Here is a 15,721-nt window from a genome sequence, read left to right as displayed (position 1 = left end):
TTTATTCTCCTTGCTTCTGAGCCCAATGATCGGAACCAGGAATCGGAAGCTGTGTCACCACCGAGAACAAACGATAGCAGCGCATGCAGCGCTCAGCTTCTTTCTTGGCCTGCTCGGCCGTTAATCCCAGTTCAACCTCTTCAAAATTCTTGCGGCGGATTGCGGGGTTAAGCTCCCACATCTGAACTCTTTCTCTGTGCATGGAAGGAAGACAATTCTCAGTGTCTGTCAAAAGCGCGCACCTCTTAATCATCTGAGTCATGCGGGCTCTCGGTTCAAAACCGACCGAACCGCGGGTAAGGTACTCGTGAATGGATTCAGCTGCCGTCTGACCCTGAGCCATACCGCCGATCAATGTGGTAGGCCCTGTCGCGCAGTCTCCGCCCGCGAATACTCCCGGACGACTCGTCGCCAGGGATTCCGTTACGGAAATATTTCCGCGCTTATCAAACTGAATTTCATCCTTATCTTCAAAAATGCTCTGATCAATGCGCTGTCCGATCGCGCTAATGACGTTCGAGCACGGAATGATAAATTCCGTTCCCGGAATTTCAATCAGCTTAGAACGTCCGTTAGGCTCGCTCTCACCCTCTTTCAGCTTGACGCATTCAAGACCGACAACCTTGCCGTCCTCAACAACGAGGCGCTTCTGAGCAGTGAGAAAATGAAATTCAATGCCTTCTTCTTTAGCGGCATGAATTTCTGCCGGATCCGCAGGCGCCTGCTTCTCTGTGCGCCGATAAATAACGTGAACCTTCCCATCGGTCATTCGAACCGCGGAGCGTGAGCAGTCCATGGCGACGTTGCCTCCTCCGACAACTACAAAGTCTCCGGAAAATGTCGGACACTCGCCTTCCACCACCCCGCGCTCGACCTTAAGTAGGAAATTAAGGCCGTTGCTGTAGCCTTCAATGTTCTGAGCGTCTTCCGGGAATCCGAGCAGCATGCCCTTTGAGCATCCGACTCCGATAAATACCGCGTTAAAGCCTTCGCTAAAGAGATCGTCTATCGTGAAATCCTTCCCCAGACGGTGTCCGTAATGGAATTTACCGCCAAGCTTTTCAATAACCTTGGCTTCTTCTAAAAGAATACCTTTGGGCAAACGATACTGAGGAATGCCGATAAGCGCCATGCCTCCGGCTTTGCGCTGAGCTTCATAGACTTCGACTTTATAGCCCTTCAGAAGCAGATGGTAGGCGCAGGTCAGACCCGCAGGCCCGGCACCGACAACCGCGATCCTCGGCGAAAATTCATTGGGTTGAGCAGCCGCCCCCTCAAACATTTCTTCGACGGTGTAGTTCAGAGAGTCTGCGGCAAAACGCTTCAGATTCTTAATGTCAACCGGCCCCTCTAGCTGCTGTCGACGGCATGCATGTTCGCAGAGACGAACACAGACACGGCCGCAGGAACCGACAAGCGGATAATGACGAAGCACAACTCCAGTCGCAAGATCAGTCCGTCCCATCTTAATGTAGTCAATATATCGGGGAACGTTCACATGTGCCGGACACGCTTCAATACACGGAGCGGTCATAACTTCATAATGACCGAAGGCGTTATTCGGATTAGGCGCTTTTTTAAGATCATTAGGAAACGTCTTAATCGCTTCAATAAGCGCAACCGGACAAGTCTGCCCAACGCCGCAGAAACTGGTATTGCGCATCATACGGGCCACATCAATCAGCGCGTCCCAGTCAATTTCTTCTCCCGAAGCCGCTTTTTCAAGCATCTCGGAAATAATGATCGAACCGCTTCTGCACGGCGTACATTTTCCGCATGAATCCTCTTCAACACGCTTGTAGTAATTTCTTAACGCTAAAAGAAGATTGGCATGCGGATGAAAAACCAAGAATCCCCGATGAGACACAAACGTCATCACGGGATTGCCGTTATTGAACTGAAGAAGATTCTTTATGTCGAGACCTTCAGGCTCGAAATACTCCTCAGTTTCCCGGTTGTCGTAGACGACACCGTCCCAAACTCCGTAGTAGAGACGCATTTAGGTTCCTTGAGCAAATGATGGGTTGATCTGTTGTTCGGTTGTATTTTAAATCGGAGAGCCGAAGCCTTCTAGAATTTGAATTTATGTTTTCCCTATATAAAAAATCTTTTTGCATTATGAAATATTCTCAAAAATGCATCAGATAGAACTGAGAATCAGGACTTTTACAAAAATAAGCCCCTAATTGTCCCCGAATAGAGAACTTTTGTTCAAAGAAAACAGATTTATAGGAGATAGAATCAAGAGGGAAAAACGGAGGAAAGAAATGAAACTCGGACTTGCGTTAGGGAGCGGATCAGCAAGAGGATTCTCGCATATCGGGATCATTGACTGTCTGCTTGATAACGGCATTATTCCAAGCGTGGTTGCAGGAACTTCGATCGGAGCGATCGTCGGTGCCGCTTACGCCAGTGGTCATCTGGAAAATCTTCGCCGTCAGGCGCTTGCGATTAATCGGCTGAATTGGACCTCTTTCTTTAATCCGAGTTTCTCCATCGACGGCTGGATTAATCTGAAGCAAATGCAGCTCTTTTTGCTTAAAAGCGGCGTGCTCCGCAAAGAAAAGATCGAAGGGCTTCAGATCCCTTTCGGCACCGTTACCTGCGACCTAATGACCGGAAAGGAAATCTGGATCACCAAGGGTTCGGTTTTTGATTCCGTATGGCCGTCCATGGCCATGCCGGGCGTATTCCCTCCGGTAGAGGGACCGGACGGCCGCTGGTTCATTGACGGGGGCATCGTCAATCCGGTTCCGGTATCGCTTTGCCGCGCGCTTGGCGCGGACATCGTGATCGCGGTGAACTTGAATAACGATCTGCTGCGCAGAGTCGATGTCATGCATGAAGAGAAAAAAACGGGAGAAATCGCAAAACTTGTTGCTAAGGCTAAAAAGCTTCTGCCGAAAAAAAATAAAGAACCGATCGGACCTCAGCCTCCGGATTTCTTTGAAACGATTTCCCGCTCTATTAATATTGCGCAGGACAGAATCACTAAAACCCGTCTGGCGGGCGACCCTCCCGAAGTAATCCTCTGCCCGAAAGTCGCCGACATCGGTTTGTTGGAAACATACCGCGCAGAAGAGTCCATTAATGCCGGTTATCGCTGCTGCGAAATGAATATTGAGGCGATTAAGGACGCGGTGCGATAAAAGCTCTCGTGTGCCTTTTCGTGCGCTCACTCTCCGCCTAGACGAACGAAATCCTCCGCAAAATGCACGGAGGATTATCGTTTATAGGGGCCGATCTTACAAAACAGTGCGTTACGCTGCGCCCTCTTCTTCTCAGCTAATTGTCTTCTCTTTCGCCGATCAGCTCGGCAAAGATCCATTCGTTCTGCCGCGAAGAGGCAAGCGCTACTTCTTGTTGGCGGCTAAATAAAGCATGCCGACCAGTACCGCGCCGCCTACAATATTTCCGAGCGTCACCGGAAGAAGGTTCGATACAAAGAAAGAATAGAAGTCCGCTTTAAGCGGCAGCGCCTTCCCGGCCTCGACAAGCGCTGTGTAGCGAGGATCGGAGCCTGTGAGAATACCCAGGGGAATAAAAAACATATTGGCGATACAGTGCTCCATGCCAAGCGCGACGAACGCCATCGTCGGGAACCACAGAGCGGCGATCTTGCCGGCGGTCTCGGTAGAGGCGGCCGCCGCAAACACCGCAAGACAAACCAGCCAGTTGCAGCCCGCGCCTCTCAGAAAAGCTTCCGTGAAGCCTAAAGAACTCTTCGCATTGGCAAGATTGACAGCCGCGCTCGCATAAGGAAGCGTGCCGCCCGCGGCATCAAAAATCAGACCCGAAAGGTAGGCAATGAAATACGCGACAAAAAGCGCGCCCGCGAAATTTCCAATCCAGGAACTCGCCCCTGTAAAGAGCGCCTGACCCAAGGTAATTTGATTCCGAGCTCTGGCGGTGGTCAGCGTCATGCAACTGCCGGTAAAAAGGTCCGCGCCGCAAAGAACGACCAGCATCAGCCCGAGCGGGAAAACCGCACCAAACATAAATTTGCCAAACCCACCCCAAGTTTCCCACGGCAGCGTCAGACCGACGCGAATCGCTAAAAAGCCGCCTATTGCGATGTACATACCCGCTAAAAAAGTGTTGGCAGCTCTCGAGAGCGGACTCTGCCCCGCTTTAGAAGCGCCCATTCGGACTGTTGCATCGAGAATTTCTGAGGAGGTCAGCGTCGACATAAAGACTCCGTTATGAAGGGTTGGTGCAGAAGATTTATTTGATGATGTGCACGAATTCTAACGAACGAATATTTCGTTTAAGGCTCAATGAATTAGAAAATCTTACATAAAAAGCACAATCCCGTCGGCGGCATGCGCCGCCGCAAGCCGCCCAAACTACACACCAATTTGCTGACGGAGGATTTTTAATCCTCTAAAATAATTTGCAACAATGCTTTAAAAGGAAAACTATTATGAAAGCGACAACCCTTCTTTCAGTCCTGCTAAGCGCCGGTTTTATGTTTACCGCGTCCGCCGGTCAGCTCGACGCTCCGCCGCCCGCCATTAATGACGCGCCGGACAATATTCAGAATCCCAACGCTAAGGCAAGAACCGTTGAAGAACGCGTTACGGACATGAATCAGCGTGCCAACAAGCACGAGGAAAAAGAAGTCGCCAAGGAAAACATGGACAAAGCCAGATCGGACCTCGACAAAGCGAAAGTCCGCACTTCCGATACCTCGATGTGGCCGAAGACAAAGATCGAAGAAACCGTGAACAATCATAATCAGGTCACGGAAGTTAAAGTGACGCCGATGTCCACTCAGATTCCTTACGTGATGACGCGTGAAGTGCCGTCCAACAAGACTCCGAGCGGCAACAAAGACGGTGATATGACGGTACCTAAATTTATTAATTTCGGATTTTAATTGAGAGAGTAAAGATGGCTGTTTTTACGGAGGTCGGCCGAGAAGAGCTGAACCGTCTATTGAATCAATATGACATTGGAGAAGCTCAGCGTTTCGAAGGCATCTCTTCCGGAATCGAGAATTCCAATTTCTATCTCGACACGGATAAAGGCAAATACGTACTTACCGTATTTGAGCGACTGAATAAGGAGCAGGTTCCTTACTATTTAGAGCTCACGCATCACCTCGGTAAGAAAGGATTAAATGTCAGCGCGCCGATCCCCGCTAAAGACGGCAGTCTTTCCTCAGAGGTCTGCGGCAAACCCTGCTGTATCGCAGCGTGCATCCCCGGACAATACGTTGAGCTTCCTTCGGCGAAGGTATGCGGAGAGCTTGGCGCCGTTCTAGCTCAGATGCACTCGGCTGTAGAAGATTTTCCGCTGGTTCAGGAAAATACCAAAGGATCCAAATTCTGGCTCTCCGTGATGCCTGGATTAAAGCCTTATCTTCCCGAACGCCTTTATGAACTTCTTGAAGAAGAAGTTTCCTACCAGGTTGATCTGGAAAACTCTCCCGCTTATAAAGCGCTTCCCAACGGAGCAGTCCACGCCGACCTTTTCCGCAACAACTCACTGATCGAAGTGAACGGTAAAGAAGAAAAACTCGGCGGAATTATCGACTTTTACTTTGCCTGCAATGCCCCTTTCCTCTACGATCTTGCCGTCGTACTCAATGACTGGTGCATCAATCTGGAAACCGGTGAAATCGATATGCCTAAAGCACAGGCGCTTATAGATGGTTACAACTCTGTCAGAGCGCTTACAGAAGCCGACCGAGAACTCTGGCAGGATATGCTTCGACGCGCCGCGCTTCGCTTCTGGGTTTCTCGGCTGTACGACTATTACATGCCGCGTCCTGCTTCCCTGCTTAAGCCGCATGATCCTTCTCACTTCGAGAAGATTATGCTTTTACGCAGGAAGGCCAAAGCGTCGGACCTTCCTTGGATTTAGTTTTATTTTGATTTCATGAACAATAATCGTCTGCCCATGAGCACGGGCATGGAATGGCTGAGGCAGTCCTGCCGAATTATGGCCAAGGCTCCGCTTGCCATTTTCGGTGTACTCGGCATTTATATTCTTCTGCTTTTCATCGCCAACATTCCCGGCGAATATCTCAAAATTCCCTATGCCGGCATTCTAATCAGCTCGATTGTTACGCCCTTCAGCGCCCTCGCCTTCGCAGGATGCGGACGAGAGCTGACTCAGGGACGCATCCCGACCGCGATCGGCTGTTATGCCGAAGGCTTTAAAAATCCCGCGGTACGCAATAAGCTCATTCTTCTCGGGCTGATTTACGGCCTGTGCGTTATTGTGATCAACTTTATCGTTCAGGCGCTTTCCGCCCCTGCGATTGAGCAATGGGAAGCAGTCAACGGTGTCTATGACACCGCCAGTATCCTCTCGCACCTTCCCTGGGCCGGTTTAATTGTCGGCAGCGTTCTCTATGTTACCCTTCTTGGCGTCACCTGCTTTTCTCCGATGCTGATCGCCTGGCGCGGCATGCCGATGGCTAAAGCCTTCTTCTTCAGTCTCATTGTCTGCTTCCGAATTCTCGGTCCGATTGTGACACTCGGCCTGCTTCTTTTCCTCATGGCGACCGGAGGCGCGGTGGTCTGCTCTTCACTCGGCGGCTTCGGCGAGATGCTGGTTATCATTTGGGCCCTCTTCATCACAGCCCTTTCTTACGGTTCGCTCTATCCTATGTGGCGTTCTGTCTTTGAGCCGGACACTCGGCCGATTAGTTAAGAAGAATGTTCCTGAAGGTCTGCTCCGACGCAGGCCTTTTTTATTCCTGATCCTTCGTCTGCTTTCGAGAAAGGCTGTGAGCCTTGGACACCGTTTCATTTGAACGTAAAACCGCCTGCCGAGATACGGCTGCGCGTACTCAAACAGCACAGAGAAAGTCCCGCAAAACCGAACTTTCTCTTCAAAAATTTACCAACAAGATTCGTTTAGTCGAATAATCAGGCGTCACAGACTACAGATAAAATTCGTTTGGACGAGGCACCGCGAGTTTCTCCGTCATCATTGCGGCCACTTGCTTGTAAAGATCGGAGTCCGCAAATTTACCTTTCATCGGACAATGTCGAATGCAGCGGAAGCAGGAGATGCATTCCTCAGAGATTGTCGCGCAGTCTTCTGCAATCGCGCCTACAGGACAATCTCTCACGCACATGCCGCATCCGACGCAAAGTTCTTTTTTGGTTTGGGGACGGAAGCGTCCTTTAACGCCTTTTGCGAGGTACGGCCGATTTCCGGGCAGCGCTAAGGCTTCTTCCTTACGTTCTGAAGCAAGAAGTCTTTTCATAAAATCACGCGCTTCTTCAAGGTCTGCCGCATTGGGTCGGTCCGTCTGTATTTCGCCGAAGGTATGACGTCCGATAACCGCGGCGGCTCCCTGAGGTAAAAAGCCTTGGGCGCTCAAAATATCCTGCATCTGAACCAAAGCGTCGTCATAGTGACGATTACCGTAGGAAGCCACGATCACAGCCGGAGTGCGCGTTCCTTTGAACTTGGAAAAGCGTCTTGCAGCGATTTCAGGAATAAGACCTCCATGGACCGGAGCGCCGAAAACCACCAGCTCATCCGGACCAAAAACACGTTCCTCACTGTCTCGTGACGTCACATTAATAACTTCCGGCATTTCTCCGGTCGCCTGAACCATTTCTGTGACATATTTTTCTGTATTTCCGGTGGGAGAGAAGATGACAGCGGTAACTTTCATGTTTGACTCCTTGGGGGTGCGTGTTCTATTGCTTTTTACTATTGGGATATATCTGCATCCTTCTGTTTCAAGGCGGCAGAACATCTTATTTTCAAAATACATTGTTCTCGAGCTCAGTTCAAGACTTGTGTTTCAGGTGCTTCTGCAGCCAAAGGTCGAATAGCGTTCGTCGTACCGACCGCGGATAGGATTCGATTCGTTTGCCTGTCACAAAAAGATCCGAGAACTGTCCCGGTGTAATTTTTCCCTAATCCTCTACGCGACCCGAACAAAATAGCTGAGAGCCACTCCCTGGAAATTATGAAGCTCTGATTGTCTAAAATCTGCCGCCTCCCTGCTTCCGCAAGTGCGTAATCGTGAAAATTGAGCGTTTTCGTTTCGACAGCCGCTTAATCGCTGAAGTAAAAATCAAGAAATACTGCATGGATGCCGGAATATCACTGCCGCGTCATCACACCCAGCCTCAGTTATTTGACAGATCGCTAATCCGCTTTTTTCTAAAAAAGTGATAAATAGTCAAATAATTACACAGCGTTTTGAGTGATCCGATTACTTTTTGTGTTCGCTGATTTTCCTCTTTTCAATGCGCTTCCCACAGACCGCGTCTTCCTTCTCGCTGACGTCTTCGAGCAAACTAAATCTAGATTAGGCAATTTTCCAAAGGGCTGCGCCAGTTGATTTATTCGTCCTTCATTCAAGCGATCAGCCTATGGATAAATTTGGTTGCACATTAAAGATCCGCTTTAACCCTGAGCTTTTTTGAATTCTATTAAGCTATGAATCAACAAATGGAGGTTATATAAAAGTGCATAAAATCATTGCGACTCTGGTTCTTTCCGCGACGGCTGCTTCTGCGTTTGCCATCACAGCGGAAGATATTTCTGCAAATTCCTGGATGCCTCTTGTAAAAGAACAGTCCTCTAAGTGCGAACTCCCCGCTACGATCACGTTTCATAAAGACGGCAAGATCTCCGGAGAACCGGGATGCAACTATCTCACCGGTACATATCAGCTGGATGCGGACGGCAAAATTGATCTGTCCGGCATGGGAATGACACGCAAACTCTGCGCTAAAGAATATATGGAACAGGAAGAAAACTTCCTTAACCTGCTTAGCCGTACCCACTACCTGCAAAAAGCAGATAAGCAGCTGATCCTGCTCGACGCCGATAAGAAAGAAGTCGGTCGCCTTGTGCCGGAAAAGGCTAAAGCCTGCGATTAATCAAACAGTTAAAAGCAAAAAGCCAAGCTCCACGCTCGGCTTTTTGCTGTCTGACTTCTCGAAGGACGCTCTAGTGAGCCGCTTCCCAGTTGTCGCCTGATCCGACTTCGGCGATCAGCGGAACATGAAGCGTTACAACGGAATCCATGATCTTCGGAAGATTTTCCGTGACCAATGCCACTTCGTCTTCAGGAACTTCCATGATCAATTCGTCATGAATCTGAAGAATCAGCTTGCTCTTGAGCTTTTTGTCTTCAATCCATTTCTGAACCGCAATCATGGAAAGCTTGATCAAGTCTGCCGCTGAACCCTGCATCGGCGCATTAATGGCGGCTCGCTCCGCGGCAGCCCTGCGCATACCGCCCGCACGCATGTCCGGAAGCCAGAGCCTTCTGCCCAGCGCTGTTTCAACATAGCCCTGTCGATCGGCCAGCGCTTTAATCCGGTCCATATAGTCGCGAACGCCCGGATAACGCGCAAAGTACTTTGTAATGTAGTTCTTAGCGTCCTGACGATCAATGCCGAGATTCTTCGCAAGCCCGAAAGCGCTCATACCGTAAATCAAACCAAAGTTAATCACTTTGGCGATTCGTCTGTCGTTCGGCGTTACCTGATCACGCGCCTTACCAAAAACTTCCGCCGCTGTGGCCGTATGAATATCCGCATTATGCCTAAAAGCGTCCACCAGCCCCGGATCCTCAGAAAGATGCGCCATGATACGCAGCTCAATCTGGCTGTAGTCCGCACTGATCAGCTTGCAGCCGGGCGCGGCGATAAACGCTTCCCTAACCTTGCGTCCTTCCTCTGTGCGGATCGGAATGTTCTGCAGATTCGGGTTTGTTGAGGAGAGACGACCCGTCACAGCAACCGCCTGCTCAAACGTCGTGTGAATGCGGCCATCTTTCTTATCCACCATATGCGGAAGTTTTTCCGTATAGGTTGTCATGAGCTTGCTCAATGTACGGTATTCCAGTGCGATCTTGGCGAGCGGATAGTCCGCCGCAAGCTCGGAAAGTACCTCTTCACTCGTAGAGTAGTTGCCAGAAGCCGTTTTCTTGGGCTTTGAGCCCGCGATCACGACGCCCATTTTGTCAAACAGAATTTCGCCCAGCTGCTTCGGAGACGAAAGTTTAAAAGTCTCTCCTGCGGCCTCGTAAGCCTTCTCTTCCAGTTCTTTCAGCTGAGCCTGAAGTTCTGCCGTTTGTTTATTGAGAAGCATGGAGTCAATCAAAACTCCGTTCTGCTCCATCTTAAAGAGCACCAGAGAAATCGGAAGTTCAATATCCCGATAAATCGATTCCAGCTTCTTATCGTCTGAAAGCGCTTTATTAAAGAGGCGATTCAGTCGGGCTATGACATAAGCCCTTTGAGAAGCAAACTCAGCTGTTTTTTCCGTACCGACGTCACGGAAAGACTTCTTCTTGGCTCCTTTGCCTAAAAGAGATTCCTCGTCTGCGAGTTCATACTGAAGCCAGTTCATCGCAAGCTTTTCGATCGCGTGCGAGCGATGCGCTTCCAAAACATAACTCTGAAGCATGACATCGTCCTGCATGCCTTCCAGCGTCAGACCGACGTTGGCGAAAACATGGCGAGTCTGCTTAATGTCGTAGCCCGCTTTGCCAAACTTGGGATTATTCAGCACATTCTTAAAAATATCGCCAAACACTTCCGGCGCGATCGCGTCACTCATCAGAATGCCGTCTTCTATCGGGACGTACCAGCTCTCACCGTTTTCCCTGCCGAATGCGGCGCCTAATGGCTGAAGGCTCTGCTGTCCCTCGCCTTCACTGATCACATACATGGAAATCTCTTCCTGACCTGCGAGCTTTTCTAGATGCTGAGCGAGTTCTTTAGCCTGAGTCTCATCCTGAATAATCGTGAGTTTCCGCTCGGGCGCGGCCTGAGACTCCGAAGCAAAGAGATCCAGCGTCTCGCCTTCAATCGGAGCCGCGCCGACCACAGCGCGTTTAGAAGCTGAAGAAGCAGAGTCCAGAGATTTAACCTCGCCCGCGGCCGAAGATTTTTTCAGCTCGCGAGCCCAGGTTCTGAATTCGAGCTTGTTGTAGTAATCCATCAGCTCTTCGCGATTAGGTTCCCGCAGCCTGAGCGTTTCAAAGGTCGGCACCTCCTCAGACAAATCCGCGTCGGTTTTAATCGTCACCAGTGCGCGCGCGGTCGGTAAGAATTCGAGTGAATTACGAAGATTTTCTCCAATCTTGCCTTTAATTTTGTCCGCGTTCTCAATCACGCCGTCCATCGAACCATATTCATTGATCCACTTAACAGCGGTCTTCTCCCCGCACTTAGGAACACCCGGTACGTTATCGATCTTGTCACCCATCAGCGCAAGATAGTCAATGATCCTGTCGGGCGGCACGCCGAACTTCTGAATAACGCCTTCTGTGTTCATCCAGGTATTATCTTTGCCCATTGTATTAATAAGGATGACGTCCTCATTAACAAGCTGGGCATAATCTTTGTCACCTGTGGCAATCACGACGGTGAAGCCTTCGGCGGTCGCTCGCTTGGCCAGTGTACCGATCGTGTCGTCGGCTTCAATACCGGGAACCTGAAGAAACGGAATTCCTTCCTTTTTCACGCCTTCAAAAATCACAGGGATCTGAACCGCTAATTCTTCCGGCATAGGCGGCCGGTTGGCTTTGTATTCGGGATAGATGTCAGAGCGGAATGTCTTTCCCTTCGGATCAACCACACAGGCCACGTACTCGGTCGGCACATCCTTCATCAACACGCGAAGCATGGATAAAAAGCCACGGATCGCATTTGTGGGGCGGCCGTCGGAAGTCGTCAGAGGCGGTACCGCATGGTACGCACGGAAGATAAAGTTGGATCCGTCAATTAATAAAAGCGTTTTTTTCAAGATTCCTCCGACAGTCACAGTTCACACAGATTGCCGAATAGATTAACAAATCAGGTTAATTTTTGCGATTTTAGACACCTGAACGGGTATCTACGGATATTTTTATACAATTATCAAAAATATTTTCAAAAAAGACTTTTTTAAACATATTTAATTAAAAATAAAATATTTTTAAAAATAATTAATAAAAAATGTGATATATTTCCGCTATAAAATCAATTGAGCGAGATAACCAAAATGGCAGAGTTAGACGATTTATTGAAAGAAAGAGAAGCGCTGGAGGAGAGAATTAAAGAAGTCTCACGCAGGGACCGCCTTGATGCTTTAAATACCTGCAGAGACCTTATTAAGAAATTTGATTTCCAGCCCGCCGAACTCGGTTTAAAACGGATTATGCGCAAGGGAGCGGCTGTGCCGAAATATATGGGCCCCAACGGACAGACCTGGGCCGGCAGAGGCCGCAAACCGGTTTGGCTTCAGGAAGCTGAACTGCAGGGAAAAACGGCAGACGATTTCAAAATAACCTCCCTAGCAGAAATTATCGGCGATTAGCCGAATTTTAATAAAAAGGTCCCAAACGGGACCTTTTATTTTTTATCTCAATTTGTTTGTTTAATTAACAAATTCACATGGTTATATCAGTGTGTAAATAATTTCTATCTCGTCCCATTTAATCAGTATTAGATAAAAGTAGTATTAGAAAAATCATTTTTTATCGATAAAAATACAAATCTTCAGGAAATTCCGCATAAAAAAATATTTTTGTGCAAATCTTTTTTTGTTCAAAAAAACTGACAAATTACCTCGAAGTGTTGAAAAGGTTACCCAACAAGCCTATCCTTTCGATATTACAAACTAATCATTATCAGGAGAATCCCATGGACAACCCCGTCCGACAAGACGTCTGTTTCCCGGAAATCACAGCAATGTATGACGAGCTGAAAGAGTTCCGCCGAGATATTCACGCTCATCCGGAATGCGGCTTTGAGACAGAAAGAACGATTGGCAAAATTCGCGAATTCCTTCTCAGCCACGGCGTTGCGGAAAAAGACATCGATACGACCACGAGCAAAGGCTCTCTCTTTGCGCTCATTGGAGGCAGCAAGCCGGGTAAAACGGTTGCTCTTCGTGCCGATATTGATGCGCTCAAGATGAAGGACTTCGGCGGCAAACCATGGTCTTCTCAAGTTGAAGGGCGCTGCCACGCCTGCGGCCACGACGGTCACCAGACCTGGCTCCTCGGCGCCGCGGCCTACCTTGCAGCTCACCGGGATTTTGTGGGACGCGTGCTTTGCGTCTTCCAAGCGGCTGAAGAAACCGGTCAGGGTGCGCTTGCAATCGTCAACAGCGATGCGCTCGAAAAATATCAGGTCGCAGAAATCATCGGAGCGCACGATGAACCGGGTCTCAAAAAGGGACAGATCGGCTTTAAAGTCGGACATATCCAGGCCGCTTCCGACAGCTTCGCGATCAAACTGATCGGCAAGGGCACGCACGGAGGAAGACCCCATCAGGGCGTAGACCCTATCCCTGCCGCCTCCGAACTCTATCAGGCGCTCCAGACCATCGTTTCCCGCAAAGTTGATCCGCTTGAATCCGCTGTGGTTTCTATCTGCTATTTCTCAGCAGGCATGGTCGGCACATACAATGTGGTGCCGGGAGAAGTCCAGCTTGGGGGCACTGTAAGAACATTTCTTCCCGAGCTCAGAGATTTATGCGAAACAACCATCCGCAGAATGGCTGAAGGAATCGCTCTGGCGCACGGCCTCACGGCTGAAGTTGACTACATCCGCCTTATTCCGTCGGTAAATAATGACAAGGAAATGACAGAATCCGCCATTAAGCTTGTCACTGAAATGCTGGGAGAAGAGAATGTAAACCCGTCCATCGGACCTTACATGTCCAGTGAAGACTTCAGCCGCTATCAGGCAAAGATTCCTGGTACGATCTGCCGTATCGGCATCGTGGACGACGAACACAAAACGCCGCTGCACAACCCGAAATTCGACTTTAATGACGAAGTGCTTCCGCTTGCCTCCACAGTGCTGGCCAGACTCGCACTTTCTCGTCTGGCTAAGTAACAGATGCTGCAAGAGCCCGATAAATCGGGCTCCTGCTGAGATGAAAAGCTTGAGGTTAAATCACCGTTTTCAGTTTGTCCGCCTGCATCCAGGGCTGCGATCTTGTGTCGAGCTTTCCGCGCGTCTGATAACGCTGATAGCCGAGCATGAAGAGCGAGCGTCTGCGGGCGCCTTCTAAAGAAAGCGTAATGTTGTGCGGCGCAAATTTCTGAAAACGATGTCTGGTACCAAGTTTGTTCACGTCATCCTCCGGTTTCGACACCGGAATAATAAAACTTTTTCCGGCCGAAATGAGCATGTTTTTTTTCGCATGTTATCAAATTGCAACAAGGTAATTTGAGAGAGACTGAGACTCTGAGCTTTGAAGCTCAGGCGATGAAGCAAACCACTAATTCTCGGGTTGAATTACAATACCAAACTTAAAAACATATAGAAACATAACTAATCGGGACCTATGCACTTTCAAGAGATTAGACAAGCGGCCTCTCAAGGAACGATAAGTCTTCCGCCGCCCTCCAATTCGGAAGGGCTGGAGAATGAACTTATTCTAAAAACATGCCTTAAAGTTGTCCGCGAACTCTCCGATTTCAGATACAGCTTTGCCACTTCGCGCATCCCTGAAACTTCATCAAGACTGATGACGATTGTTGAGGCAAAGAATCAGCTCATGAAGCGGGATCATCAAGTCTCCCTGAGTGATTATTTTCTTTCGGAGATCGTCCCTAATCCGGGTGTAGAGTCTTTGGTGCTTCTCGACGATTATGTTAAAGCGCTTACCGTCGGAGCGGAGTCTGCGCCCTTCTCTCCGGTTTCTGTTAAAACCATCATTCAGATCGCAAACCAGTTTCCGGCGGACCAAATTACGTGGCGACAGAATAAAGACATCGGCGAGCGTCTTTTAGCTCCGGACACATTTCCGGACAGTAAAGCGGTTCAGTTTGAACTGGTTCGCTGGGATAATTACTGCCGCACACCGAACGATCTCGACCCGCTAGTGCATTCGCTTCTGTGCAATCTGTATTTCATGGCGATTGCGCCGCTTAGCCGTCACAATGAACGAATCGGTCAGATTCTTCTGCAGCTTTCGCTCATGGGCCGCGATCTTAATTCCCCAGCGCCCTGCATTCAGCTTGGCAAAGCGCTCGTCACCAATGCGCATTTTGGAATTGAGGAAAGGCTTTACGGTTTGCGCACGCGTCAGTGGTCGCCATATCTTCAGTACATGCTTCGCACACTGCTGAAAGCGACCTCGATGAGTATTGAACTGCTGCGCAGTATTGACCGTTTATACAATCAGACGGAAGACTATCTGAAGAATATCGGTCTGTCATCGCACATTGCTTTCCTACCGGCCATATTTATGCATCCGGCCTGCCGAACCGGTGAGCTTTCGAGCTACATCAATACACGCAGACAGGTCGCAAGTCACATTCTCAATGACTTAGCGCACGCCAATATTCTGTCCAGAACCGAGGACGGCCGCGATCGAGTCTTTTACAACAAACGTTTGATAGAGCTGCTTGAAAGCGACAATTACTCGTTTACGCCGCTACCGACAGCGATTACACCGTTTATTCCGCTTTACCAGAAGGGCACGCCCGGAAGACAGCGCAAGTCTCTTAAAGAAGAGCCTGCGGAAGAATAACGCCTTCATGCTATCAGCCGGCTTAGATCAATGACATATTAAGTCAGCGGTTCAGAGAACAGTGACGGTCGACGCCGGCCATGAGAAAATCCTGACTATATTCTGAGCGGACATCACTGTCGCATCATCAGCCGACGAGTCAGCTTCAAAATCAAAAATCTATCATGAGGGGACTCGTGTTCTTCAACTATTCTTAGTCAGCCTCATCTCGCGCTGAAATCTAAATATCATGATAGCCGGATCTAAATAA

General features: G+C 49.2%; 13 protein-coding genes. 8 read left to right on the top strand and 5 right to left on the bottom strand.

The annotated features are described in order from the left end of the window. Nucleotide 1 precedes the first annotated feature (1 nt). Nucleotides 2-1,999 carry an FAD-dependent oxidoreductase gene (locus AC6I1F_RS05250; protein WP_289163793.1) on the bottom strand — a complete coding sequence of 666 codons (1,998 nt, stop codon included), beginning with the start codon at nt 1,997-1,999 and terminating at the stop codon, nt 2-4. A 268-nt stretch (nt 2,000-2,267) separates the two neighbouring features. Here AC6I1F_RS05250 and AC6I1F_RS05245 point away from each other — a divergent pair, with 268 nt between their 5' ends. Further along, nucleotides 2,268-3,149, top strand: a complete 882-nt coding sequence (locus AC6I1F_RS05245) for a patatin-like phospholipase family protein (protein WP_251450364.1) — start codon at nt 2,268-2,270, stop codon at nt 3,147-3,149. A 204-nt stretch (nt 3,150-3,353) separates the two neighbouring features. Here the strand turns inward: AC6I1F_RS05245 and AC6I1F_RS05240 are convergent, their stop codons facing one another. Continuing rightward, a complete protein-coding gene (locus tag AC6I1F_RS05240; protein ID WP_289163795.1) occupies nt 3,354-4,190 on the bottom strand; it encodes a formate/nitrite transporter family protein in 837 nt (278 codons plus the stop codon). Between the two features lie 233 nt (nt 4,191-4,423). Here AC6I1F_RS05240 and AC6I1F_RS05235 point away from each other — a divergent pair, with 233 nt between their 5' ends. Genes AC6I1F_RS05235 through AC6I1F_RS05225 form a run of 3 tightly spaced genes read left to right on the top strand, consistent with a single transcriptional unit; the run spans nt 4,424 to nt 6,663 of the window. Further along, entirely contained in the window at nt 4,424-4,879 is a 456-nt protein-coding gene (locus AC6I1F_RS05235) for a hypothetical protein (protein ID WP_160336268.1), read from the top strand. A 14-nt stretch (nt 4,880-4,893) separates the two neighbouring features. Next, nucleotides 4,894-5,868, top strand: coding sequence for a homoserine kinase (locus tag AC6I1F_RS05230; RefSeq protein ID WP_289163796.1), 975 nt, complete (start codon nt 4,894-4,896; stop codon nt 5,866-5,868). A gap of 48 nt (nt 5,869-5,916) precedes the next feature. Further along, on the top strand, nt 5,917-6,663 hold the full coding sequence (locus AC6I1F_RS05225) for a BPSS1780 family membrane protein (protein ID WP_289163798.1): 747 nt from the start codon (nt 5,917-5,919) through the stop codon (nt 6,661-6,663). 232 nt (nt 6,664-6,895) lie between these two features. On the opposite strand, the gene AC6I1F_RS05220 is transcribed toward AC6I1F_RS05225, so the two are convergent. Continuing rightward, the gene (locus AC6I1F_RS05220) at nt 6,896-7,642 is read right to left on the bottom strand and encodes a 4Fe-4S binding protein (RefSeq protein ID WP_289163800.1); all 747 of its coding nucleotides are present in this window, start codon (nt 7,640-7,642) and stop codon (nt 6,896-6,898) included. Between the two features lie 805 nt (nt 7,643-8,447). Here AC6I1F_RS05220 and AC6I1F_RS05215 point away from each other — a divergent pair. Beyond that, complete coding sequence (locus AC6I1F_RS05215) at nt 8,448-8,864, top strand: META domain-containing protein (RefSeq protein WP_251450354.1); 417 nt, start codon at nt 8,448-8,450, stop codon at nt 8,862-8,864. A gap of 70 nt (nt 8,865-8,934) precedes the next feature. On the opposite strand, the gene polA is transcribed toward AC6I1F_RS05215, so the two are convergent. Then, nucleotides 8,935-11,745, bottom strand: coding sequence for a DNA polymerase I (gene polA, locus AC6I1F_RS05210; protein ID WP_289163801.1), 2,811 nt, complete (start codon nt 11,743-11,745; stop codon nt 8,935-8,937). Nucleotides 11,746-11,982: 237 nt separating this feature from the next. On the opposite strand from polA, the gene AC6I1F_RS05205 reads away from it, so the two are divergent. Both AC6I1F_RS05205 and AC6I1F_RS05200 read left to right on the top strand, forming a co-directional pair. Further along, nucleotides 11,983-12,297 (top strand): H-NS histone family protein, encoded by a 315-nt coding sequence (locus AC6I1F_RS05205; RefSeq protein ID WP_160335953.1) that lies wholly within the window; start codon nt 11,983-11,985, stop codon nt 12,295-12,297. Between the two features lie 326 nt (nt 12,298-12,623). Next, nucleotides 12,624-13,826 (top strand): M20 metallopeptidase family protein, encoded by a 1,203-nt coding sequence (locus AC6I1F_RS05200; RefSeq protein ID WP_289184796.1) that lies wholly within the window; start codon nt 12,624-12,626, stop codon nt 13,824-13,826. A gap of 55 nt (nt 13,827-13,881) precedes the next feature. Here AC6I1F_RS05200 and AC6I1F_RS05195 read toward each other — a convergent pair whose 3' ends face one another. Next, nucleotides 13,882-14,067, bottom strand: a complete 186-nt coding sequence (locus AC6I1F_RS05195) for a hypothetical protein (protein ID WP_251450348.1) — start codon at nt 14,065-14,067, stop codon at nt 13,882-13,884. A gap of 213 nt (nt 14,068-14,280) precedes the next feature. Between AC6I1F_RS05195 and AC6I1F_RS05190 the strand changes: the two genes are divergently transcribed. Next, nucleotides 14,281-15,471 carry a Fic family protein gene (locus AC6I1F_RS05190; protein ID WP_160335950.1) on the top strand — a complete coding sequence of 397 codons (1,191 nt, stop codon included), beginning with the start codon at nt 14,281-14,283 and terminating at the stop codon, nt 15,469-15,471. Nucleotides 15,472-15,721 lie beyond the last annotated feature (250 nt).

The sequence above is a fragment of the Parasutterella sp. St.1A3 genome (assembly GCF_059728705.1).
Note: the sequence above shows the minus strand (reverse complement) of the source record. Positions and strands in the feature narration are given on the sequence as shown.